The sequence below is a fragment of the Streptomyces capitiformicae genome (genome assembly GCF_002214185.1).
Lineage (GTDB): Bacteria > Actinomycetota > Actinomycetes > Streptomycetales > Streptomycetaceae > Streptomyces > Streptomyces capitiformicae.
The window spans coordinates 2,696,371-2,717,222 of record NZ_CP022161.1 but is presented as its reverse complement, the minus strand read 5'-3'; the positions used below and the strand labels follow the sequence as shown (position 1 = coordinate 2,717,222).

At 69.5% G+C, this 20,852-nt stretch carries 18 protein-coding genes and 1 pseudogene; 2 read left to right on the top strand and 17 right to left on the bottom strand.

Features of this window, described 5'->3' with window-relative positions; genetic code table 11:
- Positions 1-295 precede the first annotated feature (295 nt).
- Positions 296-1,001: pseudogene (locus CES90_RS12015) on the top strand (DUF2637 domain-containing protein); the annotation flags it as partial.
- 1,346 nt (positions 1,002-2,347) lie between these two features.
- Positions 2,348-2,788, top strand: a complete 441-nt coding sequence (locus tag CES90_RS12010; protein ID WP_189784849.1) for a DUF3846 domain-containing protein — start codon at positions 2,348-2,350, stop codon at positions 2,786-2,788.
- Between the two features lie 60 nt (positions 2,789-2,848).
- Here CES90_RS12010 and CES90_RS12005 read toward each other — a convergent pair whose 3' ends face one another.
- The 17 genes from CES90_RS12005 to CES90_RS11925 form a co-directional block, all read right to left on the bottom strand.
- Complete coding sequence (locus CES90_RS12005) at positions 2,849-3,124, bottom strand: hypothetical protein (protein ID WP_189784850.1); 276 nt, start codon at positions 3,122-3,124, stop codon at positions 2,849-2,851.
- A gap of 357 nt (positions 3,125-3,481) precedes the next feature.
- Entirely contained in the window at positions 3,482-6,937 is a 3,456-nt protein-coding gene (locus CES90_RS12000; RefSeq protein ID WP_189784851.1) for a LysM peptidoglycan-binding domain-containing protein, read from the bottom strand.
- 1 nt (position 6,938) lies between these two features.
- A complete protein-coding gene (locus CES90_RS11995) occupies positions 6,939-7,391 on the bottom strand; it encodes a TadE/TadG family type IV pilus assembly protein (protein WP_189784852.1) in 453 nt (150 codons plus the stop codon).
- Positions 7,388-7,843 carry a TadE/TadG family type IV pilus assembly protein gene (locus CES90_RS11990; protein WP_229914035.1) on the bottom strand — a complete coding sequence of 152 codons (456 nt, stop codon included), beginning with the start codon at positions 7,841-7,843 and terminating at the stop codon, positions 7,388-7,390. Before CES90_RS11990 ends, CES90_RS11995 begins: the two co-directional genes overlap by 4 nt.
- Before the next feature lie 5 nt (positions 7,844-7,848).
- The gene (locus tag CES90_RS11985; protein WP_189784854.1) at positions 7,849-8,271 is read right to left on the bottom strand and encodes a TadE family protein; all 423 of its coding nucleotides are present in this window, start codon (positions 8,269-8,271) and stop codon (positions 7,849-7,851) included.
- Positions 8,272-8,276: 5 nt separating this feature from the next.
- Positions 8,277-8,492 (bottom strand): hypothetical protein, encoded by a 216-nt coding sequence (locus CES90_RS11980; RefSeq protein WP_189784855.1) that lies wholly within the window; start codon positions 8,490-8,492, stop codon positions 8,277-8,279.
- 39 nt (positions 8,493-8,531) lie between these two features.
- Positions 8,532-9,416, bottom strand: a complete 885-nt coding sequence (locus tag CES90_RS11975) for a type II secretion system F family protein (RefSeq protein ID WP_189784856.1) — start codon at positions 9,414-9,416, stop codon at positions 8,532-8,534.
- The gene (locus tag CES90_RS11970) at positions 9,413-10,360 is read right to left on the bottom strand and encodes a type II secretion system F family protein (protein ID WP_189784857.1); all 948 of its coding nucleotides are present in this window, start codon (positions 10,358-10,360) and stop codon (positions 9,413-9,415) included. The genes CES90_RS11975 and CES90_RS11970 overlap by 4 nt, the downstream gene beginning before the upstream one ends.
- Positions 10,357-11,841 carry a CpaF family protein gene (locus tag CES90_RS11965; RefSeq protein WP_229914036.1) on the bottom strand — a complete coding sequence of 495 codons (1,485 nt, stop codon included), beginning with the start codon at positions 11,839-11,841 and terminating at the stop codon, positions 10,357-10,359. Before CES90_RS11965 ends, CES90_RS11970 begins: the two co-directional genes overlap by 4 nt.
- Positions 11,828-12,658, bottom strand: a complete 831-nt coding sequence (locus tag CES90_RS11960; RefSeq protein WP_189784858.1) for a hypothetical protein — start codon at positions 12,656-12,658, stop codon at positions 11,828-11,830. Before CES90_RS11960 ends, CES90_RS11965 begins: the two co-directional genes overlap by 14 nt.
- Positions 12,658-13,362, bottom strand: coding sequence for an SAF domain-containing protein (locus CES90_RS11955; protein WP_229914037.1), 705 nt, complete (start codon positions 13,360-13,362; stop codon positions 12,658-12,660). The genes CES90_RS11960 and CES90_RS11955 overlap by 1 nt, the downstream gene beginning before the upstream one ends.
- Positions 13,363-13,383: 21 nt before the next feature.
- Positions 13,384-14,277 carry an ATP/GTP-binding protein gene (locus tag CES90_RS11950; protein ID WP_229914038.1) on the bottom strand — a complete coding sequence of 298 codons (894 nt, stop codon included), beginning with the start codon at positions 14,275-14,277 and terminating at the stop codon, positions 13,384-13,386.
- On the bottom strand, positions 14,223-14,789 hold the full coding sequence (locus tag CES90_RS11945; protein ID WP_189784859.1) for a hypothetical protein: 567 nt from the start codon (positions 14,787-14,789) through the stop codon (positions 14,223-14,225). Before CES90_RS11945 ends, CES90_RS11950 begins: the two co-directional genes overlap by 55 nt.
- Positions 14,790-15,580: 791 nt before the next feature.
- Entirely contained in the window at positions 15,581-16,495 is a 915-nt protein-coding gene (locus CES90_RS11940; RefSeq protein ID WP_189784860.1) for a replication-relaxation family protein, read from the bottom strand.
- Positions 16,492-19,116: an ATP/GTP-binding protein gene (locus tag CES90_RS11935; protein ID WP_189784861.1), complete on the bottom strand. Its 2,625-nt coding sequence runs from the start codon at positions 19,114-19,116 to the stop codon at positions 16,492-16,494. Before CES90_RS11935 ends, CES90_RS11940 begins: the two co-directional genes overlap by 4 nt.
- Positions 19,092-19,739 (bottom strand): hypothetical protein, encoded by a 648-nt coding sequence (locus CES90_RS11930; RefSeq protein ID WP_189784862.1) that lies wholly within the window; start codon positions 19,737-19,739, stop codon positions 19,092-19,094. The genes CES90_RS11935 and CES90_RS11930 overlap by 25 nt, the downstream gene beginning before the upstream one ends.
- Complete coding sequence (locus CES90_RS11925; protein WP_189784940.1) at positions 19,736-20,848, bottom strand: C40 family peptidase; 1,113 nt, start codon at positions 20,846-20,848, stop codon at positions 19,736-19,738. Before CES90_RS11925 ends, CES90_RS11930 begins: the two co-directional genes overlap by 4 nt.
- Between the last annotated feature and the right edge of the window lie 4 nt (positions 20,849-20,852).

Genomic DNA, 20,852 nt, shown 5'->3' with positions numbered 1-20,852 from the left:
GCGCGCTGATGCGAAACCTTCCTGGACGCCACCGCCCGCCGATCGGCACCTTGTGCGCCAGACGGAAGCGCCACGTATTCCGACGGAATACTGCTGCGGCTACCACCCCAGCCCGCATGGGGTGCGTGCGGTGGGAGACGCAGCCACAAAGTCCGCTTGGACCTACGAGACCAAGCTGCAGTGATCACTTTTCGCTGACGATCCGCAACAAGTGACCCGCGAAGCGTCACAACCTCACCCACTCGTGGGAGTGTGAGAGCTGCTTAGTTGTGAGGCTTGGATAGGGGAGTGGGACGTGGCTGCGGGGAAGGGCGAGATACCCCAGCTGACCCGAGCGCATCGGGTCCTCATCGGCGTCGTCGTGTTCGGCGCCGTCATCATCGCCGGTATCGGCTTCGCGGGCTCGTACGCGGCCGTCCGCGAGCTGGCCATCCAGAAAGGCTTCGGGAACTTCTCCTACGTCTTCCCCATCGGCATCGACGCAGGGATCTGTGTCCTGCTGGCCCTGGACCTCCTGCTGACCTGGATCCGCATCCCCTTCCCCCTCCTCCGCCAGACAGCATGGCTGCTGACGGTGGCGACCATCGCCTTCAACGGCGCGGCGGCCTGGCCGGATCCGCTGGGCGTGGGAATGCACGCCGTCATCCCGGTCCTGTTCGTGGTCGCCGTCGAGGCCGCCCGGCACGCGATCGGCCGCATCGCGGACATCACCGCCGACAAACACATGGAGGGCGTGCGCCTTACCCGGTGGATCCTCTCGCCCGTGCCTACGTTCCTGCTGTGGCGCCGTATGAAGCTGTGGGAGCTCCGCTCCTACGACCAGGTCATCAAGCTGGAGCAGGAACGTCTCGTCTACCAGGCCAGCCTCCGCTCCCGCTTCGGCCGCGGGTGGCGACGCAAGGCCCCCATTGAGGCGTTGATGCCGCTGAGACTGGCCCGCTACGGCGTGCCGCTCGCGGAGACCGCGCCTGCCGGTTTTGCCGCAGCCGGAATCGAGGAGCCGCCGATCCAGTTCACCGTCGAGCGGGTCGCCGTCCCCACACGGCCGGAAGACTCCGTACTCGACGCCGCGGCGGAACACGAGCGGAGAGCGGCCGAGCTGGAGAGCGCCGAGGCGGAACCGGTCCAGGTAGTCTCAACTCCGGGGACTGAGCTGCCCGAGGATCCACAGGAATCGACCGTGGAAGCCGCTGAACGGTTCGCCGAGGCATACCAGGCGTTCCTCACCCAGTTCCAGGCTGAGCCGACCCCGACGCAGTGGAGCTACTGGCTCCGCGACACCTATGGCATCTCCACGGGATCCGGTAACCCGCTCTCCGAGGACCAGGTGCAGCCGCTGCTCCAGGTCCTCCAGGCGCGCTATGCGCTCGATACCCAAGAGTCCTCCGCCACCGACGAAGCCGAGTGGTACGACTACTTCCACAGCGCCTGGCGTACCTACGCGCAGGAGCACGGCGCGTACCCGGATGCTGCCGCCCTCGCCGCGTACGTGTACGAGCGAGACTCCATCACCGGAGACGGTGGCCGTCCCATCACGGGCGACGACCTGGCAACCTTCGTCGCGAGCTTCCAGGAGCACGAACTTGGCAGCAGCGAGCCGCCCACGGATGAGACTGCCGCCGATCCCGGTGAGCATGTCGCTGAAGTTCTGCCAGATGGGGAGCCCGAGAGGGCGCCCGCCGGCGCGGGCGCACAGGCCGCCAAGGAGCAGCGCACCCCGCGGGTGAACGCCGCCATCGATGACGCGCTACACCAAGAGGACGGCACATCGGACGGGCCTGTCGGCTTGACCACCGTCGACCGCTACTACCTTGCGTGGATGGAGTACCAGAGCCAGAACGGAGGCGAACCGCAGTCCTCGACGCGGGAGGCCGAGGAACTGTCCGCCTACTTGGCCAGCAAGGGAATGCGCGGCCGTGGTGACAAGCCGGTCAGCCCAGCCACCCTGCGCCGTTACCTCCTGCCGTTTCGCGTGTACAACATCTGGGCCGAGCAGCGAGTGCGCAGCGATGTGCCGTCGCTCGACACCGTTGCGCAGGAGTGCGCAGCCCAAGGGATCACTGCGCAGTACAACAAGCCCCTCAAGGCCGACTACCTCGCCGAGCAGGCCGTTGATTTCGAGCGGCGCTGGCAGGCGCTAGTCCGCCACCACGCCGACGCGCAGCAGTAAGCCCGCCACCGCGCACCGGTTGCGCATCCGGCCTCAGAGCACCGCCGCCAGGCTGCGCAATGAGGAGAAACCCCTGATCAGGGGTGCATTGCGCAGGCATTGTGATCATTGCGCAGCCTGGCGCATCGCGCCCTTGCGTATTGCGCAGCCCCGCCCTGAACCGAGGAGGAGGTCCAGATGCACGCTCTGCGCATTGACCCGGACGCCACTGTCACAGACCTCAACTTGCCCACGACCGATGCGCAGTCCGCGATCCAGGAGCACATCGGATCCAGTGCCGTCGACCACGGGGTCTACCACCAGCGCGCTGTTCTGCACATTCACGGCAACGGCCAGAACCTAGGTCTTCCCCAGAACCTGGCCGCATGGGCCCTGGCGAGTGCGTGGCGCGGCATGCCCCTCTACCCGCTGGCCGGCCCCATCGTCGTCACGGGCCGCACCGCGAGCGGCGACGTGGCGGCCCTCGATGACGACCTGGTGCAGCACGCGAAGGCCGTTGCGCAGACCGTCCGTGACACCCTGTCCGAGTGGCGTACACGCCGTCCCGCCTCCAACGAGGCCGCCGTCAACGAACTCCTCGCGTACGCAGCGCGCGACGTGGCCTCTCGCGGGCAGTGACGGGCTGCGGCCTCTGAGGCTGAGAGGTGTCGGATCCTTCGATGCCATGGCGCCGGTCTGTCACCTTCGACGACGCCGCGCGGCTGCGGTCTCGGCGTGGGCCAATAGCGTAAGGATGCCGCCCACCGCTCCGGTCTCGGCGAGACGGAGAGCCTGTTCGGTGACCGCCTGGAGGTCTGACTCACCCGTGGCGATGAACCAGTTCCGGGCGTTGCTCAGGTGCGCCTGCCAGTCGTCCTCTGATGGGTCCGGGCTGTCGCTCGGGGTGCCCGAGACGCACATCCAGCCGCGGAGATGCGACACGATGATCTCGGCGTGCGGTCGGTGATCGTGCACTGTCCCGCACGGAGGACGCTCATCGTCTGCGGCCAGGCGGCGGAGGTTGCCGGGAACGGACCATTCGAAGAGGCGGCGATGCCGAGGGCAGGTGTAGATCTGCCAGGCGAGCTGTCTCCTCTGGCGTCGGTGGGTTGTGTACTCGGCTGGCTGGGGGCACGCGGTGACCTGTCGTAAATGCATGCCGCCAGCCTTTCGGTGAGCCGTCGCCGGTTCCGCCCTGCGGACGCACACCGGCTGTGGCGTACCCCACAGAGCGCGGTGCGGTGCATGAGACCGGCGTCGTGCAATCACAGGTGCAGACGTCAGCTGGCCTGCCTCAGGGAGGTTGTGACTCAGGCAGTGACCACTCACCGACTAGAGGACCCTGCGCATCGACGTACCCGAGCCGTTGAGGAGTTCGTGAATGAGGGCCTCGGTCTCCGTCTCCAGTGAGCAGTCCAACGACCGGTTGACCTGCTGCACCCGCGTGATGGCGGTATGCAGGCCCTGCCGATTCCCCGCTGCATGCTCGATCCGCAGCCAGTCCCGATACAACAGCTCTGCCGTGTCGTCGGTGTCGAGACCGGTCGCGACGGCCTGACGAGCCGCGCTGAGATCGTGGTGCGGACCTCCGGGCGTGCGGTAGGTGGCCACGGTGTGCGCGACGTCGATGATGCGCGTGATCATTTCCTGCTGGTACGGCTCGGCCCAGGGCAGGGGCTTACCGCCGAACGGCCGGCCCCGCACCAGCGTGAGCGCCCTCTCCAGGTCGGTCAGGCCAGCCGGGCCCAGCGGCAGGGCACGCTCGACGAGCTGGAGGAAGCGGGTCCAGTCGCAGCGCACGCTGGGGGAGAGCCGGTAGGGGCTCTCGCCGGTCTTGCGGCGCGGCACATAGGGGTCGCCGGCCGGGTCGTTCCCCAACGAGCGACGCAGGCCCTGCATCCGGGCGTTGAGGGTGCTGAGCGACCAAGGGCTGACGGGATCCATGTCCGAACACAAGGCGTCGGCGCTCCGCCCGGGCCGGAAGAACAACAAGGCGGCGAGTTGTGCCATCCGCGGGCCGTGGCCGGTGCTGTCCACGCCGGTCACCTCGACCGGGCCCAGGACCCGGATCTCCGGCGCGTGCAGGTTGTGCGCCTCGCACTCCTCCCTCTCTGGCTTGCGCTCCTCGGCGGAGTCCTCGTGATCGTCAGCCTCCCCGGCGGTGTCCGCGGCCGTCAGTGACACGGGGGCCGGGGGCGCTGTCTCGGTCTCTGGGCCGGACTCGGCGTCGGCCTGAGCCCGCGTCGTGAGCAGGAGACGAAGTCCAGAGGGATCGGTGGCGGCGGCGAGCAGAGCCGGGAACACCTCACCGCCCGAGTCCGCTTCCGCTGCCAACGAAAGGCTTGTGGCAGCGGGCGTAGGCGCGATGGGTTCCTCTGATACCGGAGGATCCGGTTGCTGCAATGTGTCGGGCTCTTCCGGCACGTCCTGCCAGGGACCCTCAGCCGGGTGGGACGGTTGCCCGGACACCTTCAGTGCGGTGGTGATCTGCACGTAGGCGGCGTGCTCCAGGCGCTGCACCGTGATGTCGATGCCGGCGTAGTCGACGTTCTGCGGCTCGCTGAGCGAGGCGTTGAGGATTTCCGCCTCAGGGAAGTGTGCGGCCGCCGAACTCGCCGGGGCGACGAGAGTGACGGGCACCGTGCCGGACTTGTCGATGACATCGGCGAACTGCCAGGCCGTGTCCGCGTCCAGAGACGACGCGCACAGCAGCAGATACGGCTGATGCTGGGTCTCGGGCACCTGGTGCGCTTCCAGCAGCCGTTCGCTCAGATCGCGCAGCGCGTGCGCAGCCTGCCGCATGTGAGCGATCCGCGCGGTGGGCAGCAACTGTGGCAGGTCCTCGCCGAACCCCACGGTGACGACCTCGACTTCACTCGCCCACGGGCTCATCCCGAGCTCCAGGGCGAGCGACGTGCAGACCTCGGTGATGTGGACCGGGTTACCGTCCAGCAGCAGCGCAGGCAATTGCGCGAGGTTGAGCAGCAGAAGCTCACCCGCCTCGGTGCTGCCGATCGTCACCAGCCCCGGATACGGTGCCCGCACCTCGCGGGCGGCCTCCTCGTCCAAGAGGACGGCATCAGAGGACAGAACCCACCAACCGGCCTGCCCGGATACGAAGGGCGCCTGAGGCTCCTGGGAGAGATCCTCGGGCAACACCTCCAGCGCGCGGGCGCCGATCCGCGCGGCCCGCAACGGCGGCAGCGCGGCATCCTCCTCCTGAGCTACCAGGTGGGCCAGGGTCCGCAGCGCCAAGTCCATGCGGGCTGCGCCGCCCGGTTCGGCGGCCGCCGCCAACTGAGCCTCTGCCATGGACGTCTCCGACGCGATGGCGATCTTCTCGCCGGGCTTGCGACGGCGGCGCTGCAGCGTCCTGCGCAGGGCGAGGGCACCGGTGATGGCGGCGGCCAGCAGCGCGCCGGCGCCGACAACGGTGTGCAGGTTCAGCCGGCTGTTGGACGGAGCCGTCACTGCAGTCTCGGACGCCGTGGCGGCGGGGGAGGAAGCGACCGAGCCGGACGAATCGGCCGACACCGACGGCGAGCCGGCAGAAGGCGAAACGCTGGTGCTGGGCCCAGGCGTCGCCGAGGCGGATAGGGAAGGAGATCCCTGATCCTGGCCGGGCTGCTCGGCAGGGCGGCTCACCGGTGCGCTGGGGGCCGACGACTCTGGTGCAGGTGCTGCGGTGTGGCTGGGTACGGGAGTCTGCTCATCGCCCGTCCCTTCGCCTGGCTTCTGCTCGCCGTCGGGCTTCTGGGTGTCCGGGGGAGCGGTCTGCGGGCTGCCCGACTCATCACCCTGGTCGCGGTCCTGGGGCGACTGGTCGGGCTGGGCGCCGGGCACAGAGACCTGCTGGCCCGTGTAGATCACATCCGGGTCGGAGATCTCGGGCAGGCCGTCCGGCTGCGGCTGGCCCTTGCTGGCCTCGAACAGCTGAGGCCACTTATCGCCGTCGCCGAGCTCCTCCTCCGCGATCTTTGACAGATAGTCGCCGGGGTGGACCGTGACGACGTGCTCGCTCTTCTCGTCAGCAGCCGGGGCACTGTCACCCAGCTGCGGACGGGTTTCTCCCGCGACGGCCGTGGAACCGGAGGACACCTCAGGCATGTGCAGCCTCCACCCGGGCTGCAGAAAGCTGTTGCTCTTGAAGACCTGTCCGTCGGTCATGGGGCGGCCCTCGTTGAGGGCGGCGATCTCCCGCCAGCGCTCACCGTCGCCGAGTTCCTGCTCGGCGATGCTCCACAGGCTTTCTGCCGGACGCACCTCCCGCACCGTGTACGCAGCCGGTTCCGTCGCGCTCGTGGCGGCCACCGAATCTGCGGCCGCCCCGGTGTGCTGTTCTCCCGGCGTCTGCCCGGGCACCCGGACGTCGCTGATGGCCGGGGCCGCCTGGGCGGGGGAGGCCAGCGCCGAACTGGTGGGCAGCAGGACCAGAATGCCGCCGACCAGCACTGCTGCGGCCCGCTGCGAGGAGCCCAGGCCTCGGGGAGCATGCCACGTCCGGCCGCGCAGCTGCGCGGCCCCTTCCCCCACGACGCAGAACGTGAACTGCGCCCACCCCATCCAGCCCACCGCGACGAGCAGCAGCAGGAACACGGCACCGGTGTCCTGCCGGTCCAGCAGATGAGCGAGATCGTCGTGGCTGGACGCCCAGATCTGCGGGGTGGCCCAGGCCAGCAGCAGCGGCAGACCGGTGACCACGGTGGCCAGGATGAGCAGACTGCCCAGGGCTTTGAGGACGCGGGCCACGGCGGAGCCCTCAGTGGTGGGGGAGTGGGTGGTGCGCATGTCAGTTTCCTTCGGGAGCGGTGACGCCGTGCAGGAGGGTCGCCTTGCCGTGGCCGGTCACCGCGAGACTGTCAATTCCGACCACGGGCAGGAACTTGGTTTCGTACGCGCTGGCTACGGTGACGGTGAGGGTCGTGCCGTCCCCGGAGACGCTGACCGTGCCGTCGGCGCCAGCGGTGGCCAGGTACGCCCGCGCGGCCGCCACGGCGGCCTGCGGGTCGACGACGATGGCCTCGCCGGTGATGGCCTGAGCCGGATCGATGGCCTGCCCGCCGGCCCGCGCGGCCTCCCCGGCGAGGTAGTCGGCGCGTTCGGTGGCGCGCATCTTGCTGCCGCCGTCGACGGCGACACCGATGATGCCGAGCAGCGCGACGACACAGATGGCGACGAACACCGTGACACCGCCCCGGTCGTCGAGCCGTTCTAGGCGCCGAGCCAGCCAGTGCGCGCTCATCCGTCCCCCCGCTGCCGGTACTGGTCGACCACCGAGGTCGCCGTCGACGTGAGCGTCCGCGCTCCGGGCACGCCCGGCAACAGCAGGTCCGAGAGGTTGACCGTGCATGTCACCGTCGCGGTCACGGTGCCGACCTGCCCCACCGGCACGCTCAGGCCACCGGTGTCGATGCTGACGCTGGTGGACGCGCACGTGATGCCCTGGTCGTCGAGGGATTCCGCGGCCGCCGTGTGAGCGGCGCTCTGGGCGGCCGCCACCGTGCGGTGAATGGAGGCCTCCCGGGCCGCGTCCTCGGCGGCGGAGTCGATCTTCGAGCCGGAGGTGACGATCCGGCCGCCCGCGATCGCCAGGCACACGAACATGATCAGTGCCGGCACGATGATGGCGGCCTCGATCGCGGCGCTGCCCTCATCGCCCCGGATCCGCTCGGACCAGCGGGCCCTGTTACGCACGTGGTTCACCCCCCTGGAACCGTGAATCTCTCCACGGGCCCGGACGCCGACTGCGTGATCTGCAGGCCGGACACGCCTGGGATCATCGACAACGCAGTCCCCGACACCTCGACCCGGACACGCTGGCCGTCACTGCTGGCGGTCACGGTGGAGCCGGACAAGCTGTCGCCGGCTGTCCGCCCGAGGACCTCCCGCGCCTGAGCCACGCCGTCGCCCGGAGTTCCTTGATAGGAGCGGGCCGCGGTGACGCCTTCGCGGGCCGCGGTCAGCGCGATCTGCCGGGCGTAGTACCACATCGAGGCCTGGACGACGGCGATCGTGAGCAGGAGCACGAACGGGTAGACGATCGCCATCTGGATGGACGCCTCGCCCCGGTCATCACGCCATCTCCGGCCGTGCCACCAGTCCTTGAGCCGCTCCTCGGCCATCAGAGTCAGAGTCCGGCGAGCTGGCCGTTGTATTTGGCGATGACGATGGCGATGGTTCCGGCGATCACCACGGCGCCGGTGACGGCGGCGACCCAGATGATGACGGTGGTCGTGCTGACGTCACCGCGGTCCGGGCGCTGTCGCGCCTCCTCCAGACTGTCGTGCCAGCGGGTGGTCAGCCAGTGGACGGCACGGCGGGTGTGCTCTGCGGTCCGCTTCATGATCGGTTTTCCTTTCAGCGAGAGGTTGAGCCAGGTCGGTCAGATGGCAAGCATGCGGATCACGGCCGGGAACGCCATCAACAGCATCACTAGCACCGCCAGGAGGGCGCCGGGCGCGGTCATCTTTTCGCTGGCGGTGTTCGCCTCGGCAGCCTGGTCGGCGAGGAGTTCGGCATTGAGCGCGGCCGTGCGGGCCCGCAGCGCCTTGTAGACGGCGGCGCCGTCGGTGGCCGAGCCGCGCATGATGTCCGCGACATCCTCCAGGACGGGCAGGTCATACTCCGCGGCGAGTTCGGTGAGCGCCTGATACGGGGGGATCTTCTCCAGCCGGGCCCGGCGCAACGCCCCCTGCAGATAGAGGAAGGGCCAGCCGCGACCGACCTCGGCGGCCTTTTCCAGGGCCTCGGCGGGCCCGGCGTCGGCGGCCCGTTTGAGCGCGACCAGGTCGAGGTAGGCGGAGACGGCGTGCGCGAACTCTTCCCGCGCCCGCTTGGCCTGGTCCCGCACCGCGAGATCGGGCGTGATGAACAACAGCAGCGCCACCGCGATCCCAGCGCCGGCTGGAACGTAGAACGGCAGCGAGACCCCGGCGATGATCCACGGGATCGTCGCGAGCACCGGGCAGAGCAGGCCGAGCGCGGCGAGCGCGGTCTTCTTCAGCATGAACTGGCCCGGGCCCTGCCCGAGCAGGGCCAGGTTCTTCACCGGGACCCGCACGCCGGGCACGCGCTGAAGGCGGGCCAGCAGCCACAGTCCCCAGATCTCGTCGCGGTCCAGCTCCGGCCCGGGCATGCTCAGCGTGGCCGGGGCGCTGCGGGCGAGGGCCGCCGCCAAGGCGGGCTGCGGGCGCAGGAGTTCCCCCACCAGCAGGGCGACACCGGCGCCCACCGCGCCACCGGTCAGGACCACAGGCCACAGGTTCACGAGCTGCCCTCCTTCGCCAGCCGGCCCCCGGCCGGTATCTCCGGGACTGTGGGCGCGGGCAGTCGTACCGTGCTTGTCGGATCGGTGACCAAAAAGCGCGGGATGCGGCGAAAGACGCCCAGCTGCCGCATCAGCGCGAGCACCCCGACGAACCCGGCCGCCAGCAGGGCGAGCACCAGCTGACCGAGCACCGTGGCATACGGCTTCGTGTACGAGGGCACGAAGAAACCGGCGACCACGACGCCGACGGTGATGAGGGTCATCCACCGCACCGTCGTGCGGGGTTTGGCCCGGTCGGCCTCGACGCTGCGCTTGCGGGCGACCTCGTCGCGCACCGTGCCGGCGAGGTCCTCCAGTGCCTGGGCCAGTCCTGGGCCCCGGTCGTTGACCGACAGGATGAGCGCGGCGACCACCTTGTCGGCGGTGACGTCGTCGAGTTCGTCACCGAAGGCCCGCAGGGCGTCCTCCGGACGCCAGCCGAGCCGCAGCCGGTCGGACAAGTTCACGATCTGCACCTGGAGTTCGCTCGGTGCGGTCTTCCGGCTGGTGATCATCGCTTGTTCCAGGCCCATGCCCAGCCGGAGCAGCCCGGCCAGCCGCTGGGTCCATTCGCTCAGGGCCTCCAGTTGGCCGATGCGTTCCTGGGCGATCTGCGCCGGTGTGATCAGCCAGGGCACCCCGATGACGGCCGCGCCGAGCAGCGCCCCGCCGACAAAGTTCCCCGACACCAGCCACACCGCCGCAAAGACCACCGCGGCCGCGACCGTAAGGGCACGTCGAAGGAGCGCCGCGTCCTGCGGCTGCTCGCTGTTGCCCTGCTGGCCCCGCCACCTCTGCCAGAAGGGGGTCCGGCGCGGTGCGTCCGTACCCACGAGCCCCACGACGACACCGATCAGCCCGCCGACGACAGCCATGCCGCTCAGCAGTCCCCACAGCAAGATCATTGCCGGGCCCCCACCTTCAGCGGCAGCGGTGCCGGCCAGAGCCCGTAGGGCTGTTGCAGCAGCGTGGAGTCGAAGCCGACGCGGCGCAGATCGTCGATGCAGCCCGGATCCATCCGGGGCACCGCCCGCAGATCGCCGAACTCGGCGCCGGGGGAGAAGATCTCGTTCGTGGCCGGGCGGCCGGACTCGCCGATCCCGGTCAGTTCCAGGACGTGGGAGACGTAGCGGTGCCGGCGGCCGCCGATCTGCGTCTCGTCGGTCATGTCGACGTACACGACGAAGTCCAGCCCGTTGGCGGTCTGCCGGTAGGCGAGCTGCTCGGACAGGTTCTCTTGGGCGAGCGCGTACAGCTCGGCGATCCGGTCGAAGATGATGTCCGGGCGACGCGCGTGGATCGTGCACAGGTTGCCGCCCGACCCGTTCGTCAACGCCTGCATCATCGCCACGACTTCCGGTCCGCGGACCTCGCCGACCACGATCCGCTCCAGCGACATCCGCAGCGCCGGGTGCATCAGGTCCAAGAGCGTGACCTCGCCTGCGCCCCGCCCGGTGACGTCCTTCTCGCCGTTGGACTCCCGCCCCACCAGCGAGACGACCTGGCGGTGGTAGCCGTTGGCGTGGGCGAAGAGTTCGTCCTCGGTCTGGATGGTGGCGAACCGGCACTCCGGGTCGAACTCACGGAGCATCGCCCGCAGCAGGGTCGTCTTCCCGGCCTTCTGCTTCCCCGCGATCATGATGTTCTTCTCCGCGCGGACACACGCGCCGAGGAACTCCCGCAGCACCGGGTCGATGGTGCCCAGCCGTACCAGGTCGTCGAGATCGGCGTGGGAGACGCGGTGCCGGCGGATGACCACGTACGTCATCGGGCCCAGACCGGTGATCGCCTGCAGACGGGAGCCGTCCTGCAGCGACAGGGCGAGGGTCGGGTTGGCGGTGGAGATGGTGCGCTCGCTGTGCCCGGAGCTGCGGGCCAACTCCCGTAGCAGCTCCAGCAGTTCCTCCTCTGAGTCCGCCACCGGCCCGACCTGCCGGCGTTCACCGTCGCCGTAGTCCAGCCACACCTGGTCGGGGCCCTGGATGATGATGTCCTCGACCCGCTCGTCATCCAGGTATGGCTGGAGCCGCCCGGCCCGGTAGAGCAGGTCATAGACCGCACGCCGCAGTGCCTCGTCCTCCGCTGGAGTCATCGCCTGAGCGTCGGACCACAGCGCAACCGCTTCGTTGATCCAGTCCAGGCAGCGCTGCTCTTCCGTGTCCCGGTCCGCATCCGGCGTGGCCTTCAGCCACTCCTCGCGCTGTTTGGCGACCTGGGCCGCGATGTTCCGGGCGACCTGGTAGTCAACGACGATCTGAGGTGTCGCCGTGCCGAGCACATGCGTGCTGGAGGCCGTGCCGTTCGGCTGCTGCGGCCACGCCTGCCGAGGGCGGCCGGGCGGCGGCGCAACCGTGGGATCCGAGTGCAAGGGCTTACCGCGGCGCATGGTTCACCTCCCCACTGGTGGCGAATGGGCGGCGTGGATCGAGGCGGGCCCGGCGCGCAGCGGCCCGCTGGACCAGCACCGTGCTGGCCGTCCGGGCAGCGCGCATCAGAGGCGACCGGGTGAACTTGCGCGGCTGCTCGTCGCCGTCGGACAGCACTCTGGCGTCCTTCGGCGCGTACGGCAGCGTCGCCACCACCGGCACCTGGAGCACCCGCTGAACTTCTCCCGCGGGATAGGGGCCTTCGTCGATCACGATCAGGCCGACGTCGCCGACCCGTTCACCCAGGGCGCTCACCCGGCTCTGCGCGGCTTGCAGGCACCGCAGGGTGTTGCGGACCACCACGAGCACGGCGTCGGCCTGCTCAGCCAGGACACCAGAGGGGTCGGCGGCCCCCCGACGGCCGAGATCGATGAGGACGTCGTGGCCGTGGTCGGCCTCGATGCCGCGGAACATCTGCGACAGGCCCTTCCACACCGAGTTCATGCTCGCCGCCTGCGCGGGATCGGCGATCCCCGGCAGCAGCAGCCGGTCACGCGGAGACTGCTGCAGGTCGTCCTCGCCGCTCAGATCGATCAGCTGCCGCCAGAACGCCTCACCGAACTCGCCCTTGCGCGCAGCGACCGAGAGGTTCCGCAGCCCATACCGGTCGCCGAGGGTGCCCTGCAGCAGCCCGTGCGCCACGGCGCCGCCGTCCGGGTCGCACTCGGCCAGGATCATCCGCCGGCCGGGCTCCAAGGGCCACGACAGCAACAACGCCAGTGCGGTCGTGGTCACGCCGGGCGCGCCGCTGCATCCGGCCAGTGCGATCACGGCCATCAGCTGCCGCCCGGAGCGTCGAGGACCAGGCGCAGCGTGCCAGCCGATACCCAGGCCGCGGCGGTGGGACCTTCGTCAGCAGAGGTGGCGACGTCGACGACCACAAGCCCGGTGCCGGGAGCGGCCTTTGACGCCTTCACGACGCGGCCGGCGATCGTCCGCGGCGGGGTCTCGGACGCCTTGCCCGTGTCCGTCGCACCCGGTGCGGGAACCTCAACCAGCTGGACATTCTGCCCCGGTACGAGTGCTGTGGCCGGGACCTGCTCCGGCTTGAGTCCGATCGGCACAAGCTGTTCCCCGGCCTTCACCAGGGAGTCACCCGTCACCTGCGACGGCGCAAGCAGCGAGCCAGGCTTGAGCTCGACGGCCGCCCTCTTTCCCACCACCATCCCCATCTCGTCAGCGCGTACAGCCTTCACCGCCGGGTCCAGAGCGACGGAGGCCTTGCCCAGGTCACGTTCGGTCAGCACCTCACCGACCTGGACATCGCGGACGACGGTGACGACCTGGGTACGGTCGCCGACCTGGAGGAGAAGGACGGCAGCCCCCGCACCTCCGGCGGCGATCAGCGCCAGGGACAGGGCAATGACACCGGGGCGCCGCCTGCGAGCCGACACCCGGGGCGGAGCCACCGGTCCGGCCACGCGCCCCTGCTGAGGGACTCCGTTCTGGGCTGTGTCTACACGTTCTTGGGTCTTGCTCAACGTTCTGTCCTTCCGGCGGCGTTACCTGACGACCTGTACTTCGCCGATCGCCACCTGCACGTTGGTCTGCCGGATCTCGGTGAGCTGGCCGGCCTGTCCGCCGCCCTGCCAGTCGATCGTCCACGTCGAGGTCGCGGTCACCGGGAACTTGCCGTTCTTGGCACCAGCTGAAGTCTTGGAGTACACGTGTCCGCAGGTCGGTGACTGGGCCATGCCTTGGGAGGCCTGGTAGGGCGTACCGGGGCCGTTGCAGGTCACAGAGGCGCCGTCGCCCATAGTCCACACGATCTTCGACACCTTCGCGGTCGCGGTGACGGTTATCCCGCCCGCCGAGGCCGACGCGGTGTTCGGTCCGTAGGTCATGGCGCTCAGGTTGACCCACATCCACATCGGGACACCCACGGTGTACTTCCCGGCCGCGCGGGGGCTGGCGATGTCCGGGCCGAGCAGCGTCATGGAGTCCACCGCGCGCTGAGCCAACTCCTGCGGGTCGACCTGCGGCACGGGGGGCTGCCCCTCCGGCACGACGATGAAGCCGTCCGGGTTGTTCAGGCCGCCATCCGAGCAGGACATGAAATACATGTCGTACTTCGCTGGGTCCTTGCCCTCCCAGGCCGGGTGTTCGGCCGGCGGTTTCGGCTCGGTCTTGTTGTAGCCGCACTTCAGCTCGCTGTCGCTGTCGCTACTGCCTGTTGAGCCGCCCGCTTGTCCGCCGCTTCCGTCGGTCTCGTCACCGACGCCGACACCGACACAGAACTTGATGACCTGGCATTTGCCAGCATCGACGGGATCGTCGTCGGCGTGGGCGACGGGAGCCGAGGCCAGGACGAGGGCGCCGGTAAGTGCAGCGAGGCGTCGGGTTAACAGGCTTGCTCTTGAGCGGTCAGCTTCGTGACCATCCACTTCGTCCCCCACTTTTCAAGCGTTGCGGTGCTGACGTATTTGGTGAGCCGCGTCGTGGGCAGCGGGACCTTCTTCTTCGAGGCCTTGTCGATCAGCGTCCAGTTCGTCGTGTCGACGCAGTCCGCGACCGTGGCCGTGGGGATCTTGGCGTCGGTCACCTTGACGACCTTCGGATGGATCACAGGCTTGCCGGTCGTGACCTGTCCGGCCTTCCGCATGGCCGAGAGATCGCTCTCGATGTCGGCCAGGGCCTTGAAGGTGGTGTTCTGCTTCAGGTCGGTGCCCGCGGAGGAAGCCTTGCTGTAGGCCTGCGTCTGTGCGTCCCAGGAGCTGGTGTACGCCGCGATGACGGCGGCGTCCTCGGCGCCGGCGGTGGAACTGGGGGACGGCGAGGCAGCCGTCGGGGTAGGGCTGGGCTTGGACGACGTGTCCGAGTCGCTATCGCTACAGCCGGCCAGCGCCAGCAGACTGCCCGCGAGAAGCAGGGCAGTTGCGTGCTTCCGGGTGCGAACAGCGGCGCTCACGATCCGTGAAGGGCGTGGTTGTGTTGCAGTCACGTTGTCTCCCCGTACGACGCGGTGCGGTTCGACCGCTGCCCCGACCCCCCGGCATTCGGCGGCCAAGAACTGCGGTCTGGTCCAGCTGCAGTAATGCGTTTGCGTGACCGCCAGATTACGCATATGCCAGTCAACTTCCCACCTTCATATTTGAGTTCACTCACACAACTCGGGACGTATCCGGTCACTTTCGGAACCAGATGTCGATTTGTAGTTCTGTGTCTTCGCTCGTTGCGACCGCATGTGGTCCGTGTCGTTCGTCGGGCTGTTCGGGCGGCGTGAGCCCCCGCGCGCGAGAACGAGATGCGGGCCGCCGGGTTCTTCCGGCCGAGGGGCGGGCTGAGCTGATGTCGCCCCAGGCATCATGGAGCGGGAGTCCCTGCCCCGTTGGGCGGGGAGGTCGGCCATACGGTGATCACGTCTCCGTCGAGCGTGACGCGCCGGCCCGGGAATCGGTGGCGTACCAGGTTCAGATCGTCCAGGTCGAAGTCGCCGGCCCCTTCGACCACGCAAGCGCTCCCGACGTAGGAGACGACCTTCGTGCGGACGGGCCACGCGTCAGTGGGTTGCGTTTCAGGGATGCGAATCTCACCAGTAGCTTGCAGCATCTGGATCTCCCAAGTTCAGAGCGCACGGGGACGGTTGAAGGGCCGAGCCCCGTTGTGCATAAGTAAACTAGCCATTCGCGTACGCAAACATCAAGTGGATTCTGGAGCAGTTGCAAGGCTGCGACATTCGTTCGGCACCGTGCCGCCGCGTCACAGCTCGGTCCACGGCCGCGGCTCGCCGCCGGCCAGAGGGACCCAGACATCGCCGGTAGGCCCCTTTAGTTCGAGGTCGTCCAGGACCGCCGCGCCCAGCGGCACCTGCCGGGCCAGCGTGCCCACGAGCGGGTGCTGCGCGACCATGGCCTGCAGGTCGTTGATCCTGTTGCCCAGGACGTACCGGGAGGCGCCGGTGAGCACGAACAGGACCCGGGGGAACACGGGATACCAGCGCAGCCAGACGGCGCCGGGAACAACCGACTGACGCGCTCGGGACCGGCCGACAGGCTGCGGCTCGTACGCCCACAGCCGCGCGTACTCGATCAACTTCAGTGCGAGCCGCTCGCTGCTCATGGTTGTCCGGTCGACCTCGACGAACGCCCTGAGCTTCGTCCGCTGATCCTCACCGATGAGCGTGTAGTACATCACCGCATCCGTGATGATCTTCTCGCCGTCGCTGAGCGGGTGGGAGACCTCGGGCGTCCAGTCCAGGTGACCGTGCTCGTCGCCACGCCTGCGGGCATCGGCGACGAACGCCAGGTGGGTGCGGACCACGGTCAGGGTGTGCGGCGTCTTCAACGAGGCAGCGGTGGCCGAGGTGATCGGATACGGCGGCCGGCCCCTCAGCGCGGGGAAGTCCCTCACCAGCCGGGCCCCCTCACCCGTCAGGTACCAGGCCCGGGACCGGTTGGACTGCGGCAGCACCGTGTAATCCACCAGGCCCTCACGGCGCAGCTTGTTCAACGGTGTGGAGACGGTCTGCCGCGCCGTGCCGGGCCGCAGCAGGTCGTGGATCTGACCGGTAGACGCCATCCGGTGCTGACCCAGCACGGCCAGGAGCTGATGCGGCAGAGGCTCGATGGGACTCGGAGTGCGGCCAGACGGCACGGCCTCGAAGGTGGTGGTCACTGGTAACCCTTCTTCTGCCCTTGTACGGCTGGCGGTGTGGTGGGGGCGAGTTGGGCAAGGAAGGCGCCCACCCGGCCCAGCTGATCGGTGGCGCGAGTCGTGAGCTGGTCCAGGGGCGCGGCGCCGGCCGTGGCCCGGGCGGCGCGCTCGAGTGCCGCCGCCTGGCGGGGACGGGCGTACTCGGCGAAGACCTCGTCGAGGTGCGGGCCGGTGATCCGGACGGGACCGACACGGCGGCCCCTGACCGTCAGCGACATGTAGTGCTCGAACCGGTCTAGGGCGGCGACGACGTCAGGTCCGGGACGGTCTCCCCATTCCGCGGTGATCGGAGCGATAGCGGACTGCGAGCCGGCGGTGGACGCCAGAGTGGAGGCGTTCTGTACCAGGGACAGACGCACCGGGATGGGCAGGCGGGCCAGCAACTGGGTCATGCCGTGGACGTGGACTTTGTACTTGCGGAAGTCCTCGAACATGCTGGCGATCGTCTCTGCGGCCGCTCCGGTCAGGGTGATCAGCTCGTCGAAGTACGGGCGGAACGGCACCCGCCTGGCCTCGGGGGTATCCCGGCGGGAGCGCACCGCGCGCAGCAGGTCCCGGGCGAGCAGTGCGGTGATCAGCCGGTAGGTGGGCCCGTTTCCGCCCGGGCACACCCACACGATCATCTTCGAGTCCATCGCGGCGCGGATGTTGTAGCGGCCGGCAGGCTGCCCGAGGAACGCGCGAGTGACGGGGTTGGCGGCGAGGCGGGCGATCGGGTTGAGGACCACGGCGAAGGAGTCGGGCGGCAGCGTCGGGAACACCGTCTGCCACCAGGAGCGGGTCTCCTCGTCCAGGCACCCCTTAACCCCGGCGAGCGCCGCAGCGCGGAAGACCGAGTCGGTGAGCAGCGCCCGCACGTGGAAGACCGTGGCCTGGTCTTCGGGGCGCCCGGCCTGGCAGGCGGCTTCGTTGACGGCCACCAGCACCGCCAGGGAAGCGGTGAGGATGGTCAGCGCGCGGGGTGCGCTGGCGTCGTCCCAGCCGAGTGCGGACGCGAAGGCGTCCGCCGTGGCCTCGACGACCTCGTGGGCCACCTGGCCCTGGTGCATGCCGAGCGGGTTCCACGAACTCACCTGAGGCGCAGGCCCATGGGCGTTGAGGTCGATGAGCGCGATCCGGTCCATGAGCGCGTCGTGGGCGAGGAACGGCAGAGCGCGGGGCCAGGAGTCGCGGTGCGGGTCGACGAACATCAGCCCGCCTCCTGCATGAGCCCAGCCGATGGCTTGCGCGAGGGCGCGTTCGGTCTTGCCGCCGCCCGCCTTGCCCACGCCGACCTCGAACAGCGTCTCCTTCGCATAGCTGGCGACCAGACGCCGGCGGCCGTCGGGGCCGCGGTAGACGCCCTGCAGCAGCAACGTGGGGTTGTTGAATTCGAAGGTCGGCAGGTCCCCGGCGAGCAGCGGCAGCCGGCAGTGCACCGTGGGCGGCTTGAGCAGGCCAGTCAGTTCCTCCAGGCGTACCCAGTTCGGACGGGGCGGCTGGCAGTGACCAAACGTCCAGCGGCGCTCGAATCCGCGACGGCTGGGCCAGCGGTCCGCCCCGAACCGCCACGGGCCGACCCGCCATCCGCGCATCGCCCACCGCGAGCCGCCGCCGAACACGTCGAAGGCGGCCTGGAGCTGGGCGAGCCGGGCCTGGGAGCGGCCCTCGGTGTTCGACGCGCACATCACCAGCAGCTGCACGCGGACAAGGTGGTCGTCGTCGGCGAGTTTGCCCAGCGCCTCGGCGGGCTCGACCCGGCGGGGGACGGGCGGCATGACCAGACGGCGCCCGCCCCCGGCCTGCTTGCCGCTGACCAACTGCTGCAGCTGCCAGGCCAGTGAGTCCTCGACGCCGCCTGCGTCTTTGCGCACCCACCGGGCGGCGCGCTGGGCCTCGCGCCGCTCCCTGCGCCGGGCGTCCGACATCAGCTGCAGACGCCGGGCCCGCAGCGTCCATTTGGGGGCCCGCTGGATGTCGAGCCGTATCTCGGCCAGGTCTCCCAGTTCCGCCCGCAGATCGGAGACGGCGTCGATCAGCGGCTGCAGCGGGTCGGGGTCCAGCGGAACGTCCCGCAGCGGGGCGGTGGGCTTGCCGCGCAGGACGAACTCCGCCCGCACCACATGCTCACGCGGCTTGTCGACGAGCGGGCGCGCCCGGTTCACCGTGACGGCGGGACCGAACGGCGTGATCGACAGCAGACGTTCGCCACCGGCAGGACCTTCGATCCGGTACCGCAACGGGCTCGAGCCGTCGGCGCGCAGCCGGATCTGCACCGCCTTCGACCGCCTGGGCGCCCACCACGGCATGCTCGTTGAAGCTCGGGCGAGCTGAACCCCGCGGCGGAAGATCTCCTCCAGGCCAGGGTCGAAGTGCTGCGACGGCACGAGTTCCAGCGCCATCCGCTCAGCCGAGGCCTTCCTTGCCAGACGGCGCACCACCATCTCGCTCACGGCCCAGCAGGCGGCCGCGGCCGCCACAGGCACGTACCAATAGGTGATCACCCAGCCAGCGGCGTTGACCAGGCCAGCCAGCAGACCGAGGACCTGACTGGCCGCCGTGTCATCCGCCTGCTCGGTCAAGTACGGGGCTGAGGTGTCCACGTGGACCCTCCTTTCGTTGAAGTGCGGGTGAAGTACCAGTCGGTGATGCGCCGGTCGGTGTAGGTCCCGCCACGGTCGGCAGCCGCCCACACCAGGTGCACCACCGCCTTGTCCCGGCTGCCGTCGCGGCGGGCGATGGCAGCCTGGATGCGGAAGCGGGCGGTGGAGAACGCCGGTGCGATCGCCTGGCCTTGGCTGCCGAAGATCGCGGGCCACTTGGCGCGGCCGATCCCAGTGGCGTCCGCCCGCAGCAGGCCACGGCCGGCCGCGAGGAGCCTTTGCTCCTCGTCGGCGGCAAGGTCGGCGGGCCAGGCGTTCTCCAAAGACTTCTGGATGACGGCATCGCCGGCCACACCCTCGCCGTGCGGCGGCAGCGCGGACGCACCGGCTGACTGCGTCGACGCGGCGGAGGCCGTGGCCGGCGCGGACACGCTGGCCTGCGCAGCAGGGCCGCGTGCGGCGGTCGCCGAGGGATACGGCGTGGGAGCGGTCGTGCGGGGTGGCGCCGAGGTTGCCGGAGCGCTTGGTGTGTGCGGCACCGTCAGCAGGATCACCCCGGCCACGACCAGGACCACGGTGGCGATCAGCAGCAGGCGCGGCGAGCGCGCCGGGGGGTTGGTCATAGCAGCCGGGCCCCTCCCGCGTATCCCGACATCGCGTTGACCGCGTCCAGGCGGACGACGGTTCCGGGACGAGGGGCGTTGACCATCTGTCCGCTGCCCAGGTAAATCCCGACGTGATAGATCGTTTTGTCGCGGCCGGGAGCGTCGGCGTAGAAGACGAGGTCGCCAGCCTTGAGCGCACCGGTGCCGAGACTGGCGGGGATGCGCTGGCCGACCCCGGCCTGGTCGGCAGCGAGGCGCGGCAGTTGGATGCCGGCCTTGGCGTAGGCGTACACGGTCAGCCCCGAGCAGTCGAAGCCCTTGATGTTCTCGCCGCTCTTCCCGCTGGGGGAGCAGCAGATCCCGGTCGACTTGCCCTTGGCGTTGCCGCCGCCCCACGAGTAGGGCACACCGCGCTGGGAGAGCGCCGCCTCGATCACGGTGCGGACCTTCCCGGTCACGTTCTTCAGGTCCGGGTCCTTTACGGCCGCCGTGTACTGGTCAATCCAGCCCAGCACGTTCGCCACGTACTCACCTGAGTGGTTGTACTGGAGGATCGCGGCCTTGAGCTGAGCCCGCTTGGTCAAGTCCCGGCCGCCTGCGCACAGGTAGACGGCGGCGCCGAGGGCTGCGTCGTCGGCGTTGTGCGGGTCGGCTGTCTTGTCCCCGCTGGCATCCTCGCCGACGCCCTCCCAGGTGGACGGCAGGAATTGGAAGGGCCCGACCGCGCGCTCCCCGCTGGCTGTGCCGTCCCACTTGCCGCCGTCGGTATCCGGGAAGACGGTGGTGTTCCCGCCGGCCCCGGAGCCGTTGAGGAGCACCCCGTAGATCTTCGGACGGATGTCGCCGCCTGCAGCGATGTTGCGGCCGACGGCGTGGTTCGACTCGACCCTGGCGATTCCGGCAAGGATCGGCCAACGCATGCCCTGGCACTTGGGCACGTACTTCCCGACCTGCTGTACGGCCTTCTTATAAGCAGCCAGCATCCGGGCGGGGATGTCCGCCGCCATGCCGCCGCCGGCGATCCCACCATCGGCATCATCCTGGAGCCCGGTCTGCAGCGCGACGTACGCGCTGATCGCGTTCGAGACAGGAGCCGCGCAGCACACGGCGGTGAACAGCAGCAGCATACTC

What these genes read in the sequence shown, in the direction of transcription:
- CES90_RS12010 (WP_189784849.1), top strand. Translation starts at nt 2,348, where the DNA reads ATGCACGCTCTGCGCATTGACCCGGACGCCACTGTCACAGACCTCAAC.
- CES90_RS12000 (WP_189784851.1), bottom strand. Translation starts at nt 6,937, where the DNA reads ATGCGCACCACCCACTCCCCCACCACTGAGGGCTCCGCCGTGGCCCGC.
- CES90_RS11995 (WP_189784852.1), bottom strand. Translation starts at nt 7,391, where the DNA reads ATGAGCGCGCACTGGCTGGCTCGGCGCCTAGAACGGCTCGACGACCGG.
- CES90_RS11985 (WP_189784854.1), bottom strand. Translation starts at nt 8,271, where the DNA reads ATGGCCGAGGAGCGGCTCAAGGACTGGTGGCACGGCCGGAGATGGCGT.
- CES90_RS11980 (WP_189784855.1), bottom strand. Translation starts at nt 8,492, where the DNA reads ATGAAGCGGACCGCAGAGCACACCCGCCGTGCCGTCCACTGGCTGACC.
- CES90_RS11970 (WP_189784857.1), bottom strand. Translation starts at nt 10,360, where the DNA reads ATGATCTTGCTGTGGGGACTGCTGAGCGGCATGGCTGTCGTCGGCGGG.
- CES90_RS11965 (WP_229914036.1), bottom strand. Translation starts at nt 11,841, where the DNA reads ATGCGCCGCGGTAAGCCCTTGCACTCGGATCCCACGGTTGCGCCGCCG.
- CES90_RS11960 (WP_189784858.1), bottom strand. Translation starts at nt 12,658, where the DNA reads ATGGCCGTGATCGCACTGGCCGGATGCAGCGGCGCGCCCGGCGTGACC.
- CES90_RS11930 (WP_189784862.1), bottom strand. Translation starts at nt 19,739, where the DNA reads ATGACCAACCCCCCGGCGCGCTCGCCGCGCCTGCTGCTGATCGCCACC.
- CES90_RS11925 (WP_189784940.1), bottom strand. Translation starts at nt 20,848, where the DNA reads ATGCTGCTGCTGTTCACCGCCGTGTGCTGCGCGGCTCCTGTCTCGAAC.